Genomic DNA, 3,831 nt, shown 5'->3' with positions numbered 1-3,831 from the left:
CTTATAGCAACAGGCCTGGTGTTCATAGCCTCTGCGGCCAATGCCCAGGTACAGATTAAAATAGCCAAATTAAAATATGACGGTGGCGGCGACTGGTATGCCAACAAAACTGCCCTGCCTAACCTGATTCAGTTTTGTAACAAGGAATTAAACACCAGCCTGGACCCTGAGGACGAGGTGGTGGATGTCAGTAGCCCTGACCTGTTCCTGTACCCTTACATTTACATGACCGGTCATGGTAACGTGGTCTTCTCCAATAGTGATGCTGAGAACTTAAGAACTTATCTGGAAGCAGGCGGCTTCCTGCATATTGATGACAACTATGGGCTGGACCAGTTCATCAGGCTTGAAATGAAGAAGGTGTTTCCTGAACTGGAGTTTGTTGAGATCCCTTTTGACCATCCCATTTATCACCAAAAATTTGAATTTCCCAACGGACTGCCCAAGATACATGAACATGATGGCAAGCCTGCCCAGGGCTTTGGACTGATATATAAAGGCAGGCTCGTATGCTTTTACAGCTATGAGAGTGATTTGGGCAATGGCTGGGAAGACCAGTCCATTCACAAGGACCCTGAGGCCAAGCGACAGCAGGCATTAAAAATGGGGGCTAATATTATCGCCTACTGCTTCACTCATTATCAATAGTAATTGCTCAGGGTAGCCTGAAACGTATTAATGTGGACTTCCTCTGCCTTACGGGTTTTCCGTCCCGCATGGCAGGCTGCCACGCCGGTGCATTTTCGAGTAACCTCAAGGCTTCTTCGTCACAGCCCGCACCAATGCCTTTGGTGATCGTTATATCGATCAGTTTCCCCTCTTCATCAACATCAAACACAGCAAACACATTTCCCTCAATACCCATCTCTTTGGCCTGCTCAGGATACTGCATCTTTTCCTGTAAATATTCTTCAAATGCACTATTACCACCAACTGGCTGGGCCGGTGAATCTTCCTGCGCCGACACAGCCAAACCGCCAAACAAGCAAGCCACTAAAACAACTAAAAATTTGAATTTCATCATTAATATTTCCCTTATTTTAATTAGCCCGCTAAACTAATAAAGCTTCTTATAACCTGCTAAAAATGAGCATCTTTTCATGAATATTCCCTGAGCCCCTACCCTGTCAGGCGGCACATGCAAATCTTAATAACTAAGAAAATAGTTTGAAAACTAAATTATTAGTTATACCTTTGAATCATTACTTTACGAATATTCTAAAGCAGCCGCTCCGGACGGCCAAAATCAAAACAAAAAAGTATTATGAAGGAATTAACCAAAGCAGAAGAACAAGTTATGCAGATCCTCTGGCAGATAGAAAAGGGTTTTGTAAAGGACATCATTGAAAAGATGGACCCGCCTAAACCTGCTTATAATACCGTGTCTACCATAGTGCGTATACTGGAGCAAAAAGGTTTTGTAGCCCACAACGCCTATGGCAAAACGCATGAGTATTATCCGCTCATCGCCAAGGAAAAGTATAGTAAATTCTACTTCAACAATTTCCTGTCAGGATATTTCAATGGTTCATTTGAACGGCTGGTGTCGTTTTTTGCCAAAGAAAATGACCTCGACATGAAAGAGGTGGAAGAGCTTATGAAGCACGCCAGGTCTGACCAAAAAGATAAGGACAATGAGTAGCTATATCAATTACCTGCTTGAGGCTAATATTTGCCTCCTTATTTTCGGATTGTTTTATTACCTGGTTCTTCGAAATGATACGCATTTCAGGTTTTCCCGGTATTATCTGCTTGGCTCGGCTGCACTTACGCTGGTTATTCCTTTGTTGCACTTTAACAATCCTTTTACAGGTGACAATGCCATACCTCTGGTCAATGACCTTCAGGCGATTACTTTACCTGAACTGATCATTAACCTGAATACTAACCCGGCCACTGAAATTAACGGCGAGGCCGGTGTATGGTCATTACCCATGATCATTGCCCTGGTCTACCTTGGTGTAATCTTAGTAATGTTAACACTGTTTTTATATCAGGTATACCAGATTATCAGCTTCAAACGGCTCAAGAAAGATGTGACTGTCCGTCACGGTGACCATATGGTTATTCCTACGGATGGCCAGTTGCCTACCTTCGCCTTTTTCAATATGATCTTCTTTGACAACACCGCACCTTTATCGAAGACGGAAAAGGAGAAAATAATGGAGCATGAAGCTGTGCATGTAAGCCAGCACCATACGCTGGACATCATGGTAATGGAATTGGTAAAGATCCTGTTTTGGATAAACCCGGTGGCCTGGTGGATGCACAAAAGCCTGAGAGATGTACATGAATACCTGGCAGACCAGAGTATCATCAAGTATGCTGACAGCGAAAGTTACAGCAGCCTGCTTGCAAAAATGGCGCTCAGGCAGATGAGCCTCTCTGTGGGTCACCACTTTAACAAATCAATGACTTTAAAGAGAATAAAGATGATAAAATCTCCTAAAACAAAATTCAAAAACTGGAAATGGGCCAGTATGATAGTGGTAACTGCACTGGTTGTAACGGTTTTTAGCTGCAATGATGTAAATGAGGTGATGGAAACGGCCAGCCAAAAGCAGATACCGGCAGAGCTAGAACCTGAACTGAAACGTCTGAAAGAGCAATATCCACAGGCTGAGTTCGCATACATAGAAACGGATGCCGAGAATAAAGTAAAACTGGAAAAGCTGGGCAAACTGGATCCTAAGACCATAGCATACACTAAAGAATGGAAAGAAACCGGCATGATCGGTATAATTATCAGCAAAAGCGGGGAGTTGATGAAAATGCCTGATGCTGACGGCGCCTTTTGGGTAGTGGAAGAGACCGCAGAACCTTATGGTGGATTTGAGGCCTTGTATGCCAAGCTTGCTGAGGCACTAAAATACCCGGAACAAGCCAGAAAACTGGGTATTGAAGGCAAAGTCTACATCAGCTTTATTGTAGATACAGATGGTAGCCTCACGAATATTAAGGTCGCCAAGGGGATCGGCGGAGGTTGCGATGAGGCCGCCCTTGAAGCCATGAAAACCATAGAACCTTTCAAACCTGCCAAACAGCGCGGAAAGAAAGTGAAACAAAAGCTGGTTTTGCCTATCACTTTTAAACTTGATGATGACACGGCTTCATCAAAAGTTGATCAGGAAGAAATAGTAACTGTTAAAGAAGAATTTAAAGTGAGTATCAACAGAGATGGCCTGAAAGTATCAGGAAAAGTCACAAAACCGGATGGCAAACCTATGCCTGGCACCAATGTAGTGATCAAAGGCACCAACAGCGGTACAGTTTGCGATCTTGATGGCACCTTCAAACTCACCGCCTTCAAAGAAACCGATGAACTGGTAATCAGCTTTGTAGGCTTTGAAACCCAAACCATAGCATTGGCTGATTATTAAGAGGTACTTCAGTACTTCCAAAGCCCTCCCATGATAAATAAGGAGGGCTTTTTTGGTATTTAGGTATATGGTGACCTTCTTGTTTAGTGGTTAGAGTTATCGGTGAACAGTGAGAGGTGAAACGGTTATTGACGGGATGGCTAGGGCTGGAAGTCGGAAGACCGGAGTTGGAAGGTTGGGTGTTTGATAATCAGTAGACCACGTGTGTTAAAGTATCGGGCTTTCGATGTTTCTACAGTGTTACTATCCCCTTGAGGGGATTATAGGGGTGTTTTAAGCCGATAAGCAGTGAACATTAAATAAATTTTAGTTTAAACCGAACATAATAGCAGCTTACAGAGCTTAATTGCGGCTTTACTAAACTTCCAAAAGTTTCGTAAAGCTTAACTGTTCAGAAGTAATACCAGCTAACTGAAGAAATTCCACCCTTTTCAGGGCTTCAACCCTACTC

General features: G+C 43.3%; 4 protein-coding genes. 3 read left to right on the top strand and 1 reads right to left on the bottom strand.

Annotation, left to right across the window (positions count from 1 at the left end):
• The first annotated feature begins 3 nt into the window (after window positions 1-3).
• Window positions 4-648: a DUF4159 domain-containing protein gene (locus E1163_RS06015; protein WP_343033763.1), complete on the top strand. Its 645-nt coding sequence runs from the start codon at window positions 4-6 to the stop codon at window positions 646-648.
• 7 nt (window positions 649-655) lie between these two features.
• Here the strand turns inward: E1163_RS06015 and E1163_RS06010 are convergent, their stop codons facing one another.
• Window positions 656-1,024, bottom strand: a complete 369-nt coding sequence (locus E1163_RS06010) for an energy transducer TonB (RefSeq protein WP_155170529.1) — start codon at window positions 1,022-1,024, stop codon at window positions 656-658.
• Between the two features lie 240 nt (window positions 1,025-1,264).
• Here E1163_RS06010 and E1163_RS06005 point away from each other — a divergent pair, with 240 nt between their 5' ends.
• Both E1163_RS06005 and E1163_RS06000 read left to right on the top strand, forming a co-directional pair.
• A complete protein-coding gene (locus E1163_RS06005; protein ID WP_155170527.1) occupies window positions 1,265-1,642 on the top strand; it encodes a BlaI/MecI/CopY family transcriptional regulator in 378 nt (125 codons plus the stop codon).
• Window positions 1,635-3,380 (top strand): TonB family protein, encoded by a 1,746-nt coding sequence (locus tag E1163_RS06000; protein WP_155170525.1) that lies wholly within the window; start codon window positions 1,635-1,637, stop codon window positions 3,378-3,380. Before E1163_RS06005 ends, E1163_RS06000 begins: the two co-directional genes overlap by 8 nt.
• The last annotated feature ends 451 nt before the right edge of the window (window positions 3,381-3,831 follow it).

The sequence above is a fragment of the Fulvivirga kasyanovii genome, from assembly GCF_009711405.1.
GTDB lineage: Bacteria > Bacteroidota > Bacteroidia > Cytophagales > Cyclobacteriaceae > Fulvivirga > Fulvivirga kasyanovii.
Note: the sequence above shows the minus strand (reverse complement) of the source record. Positions and strands in the feature narration are given on the sequence as shown.

What these genes read in the sequence shown, in the direction of transcription:
- E1163_RS06010 (WP_155170529.1), bottom strand. Translation starts at nt 1,024, where the DNA reads ATGATGAAATTCAAATTTTTAGTTGTTTTAGTGGCTTGCTTGTTTGGC.
- E1163_RS06005 (WP_155170527.1), top strand. Translation starts at nt 1,265, where the DNA reads ATGAAGGAATTAACCAAAGCAGAAGAACAAGTTATGCAGATCCTCTGG.
- E1163_RS06000 (WP_155170525.1), top strand. Translation starts at nt 1,635, where the DNA reads ATGAGTAGCTATATCAATTACCTGCTTGAGGCTAATATTTGCCTCCTT.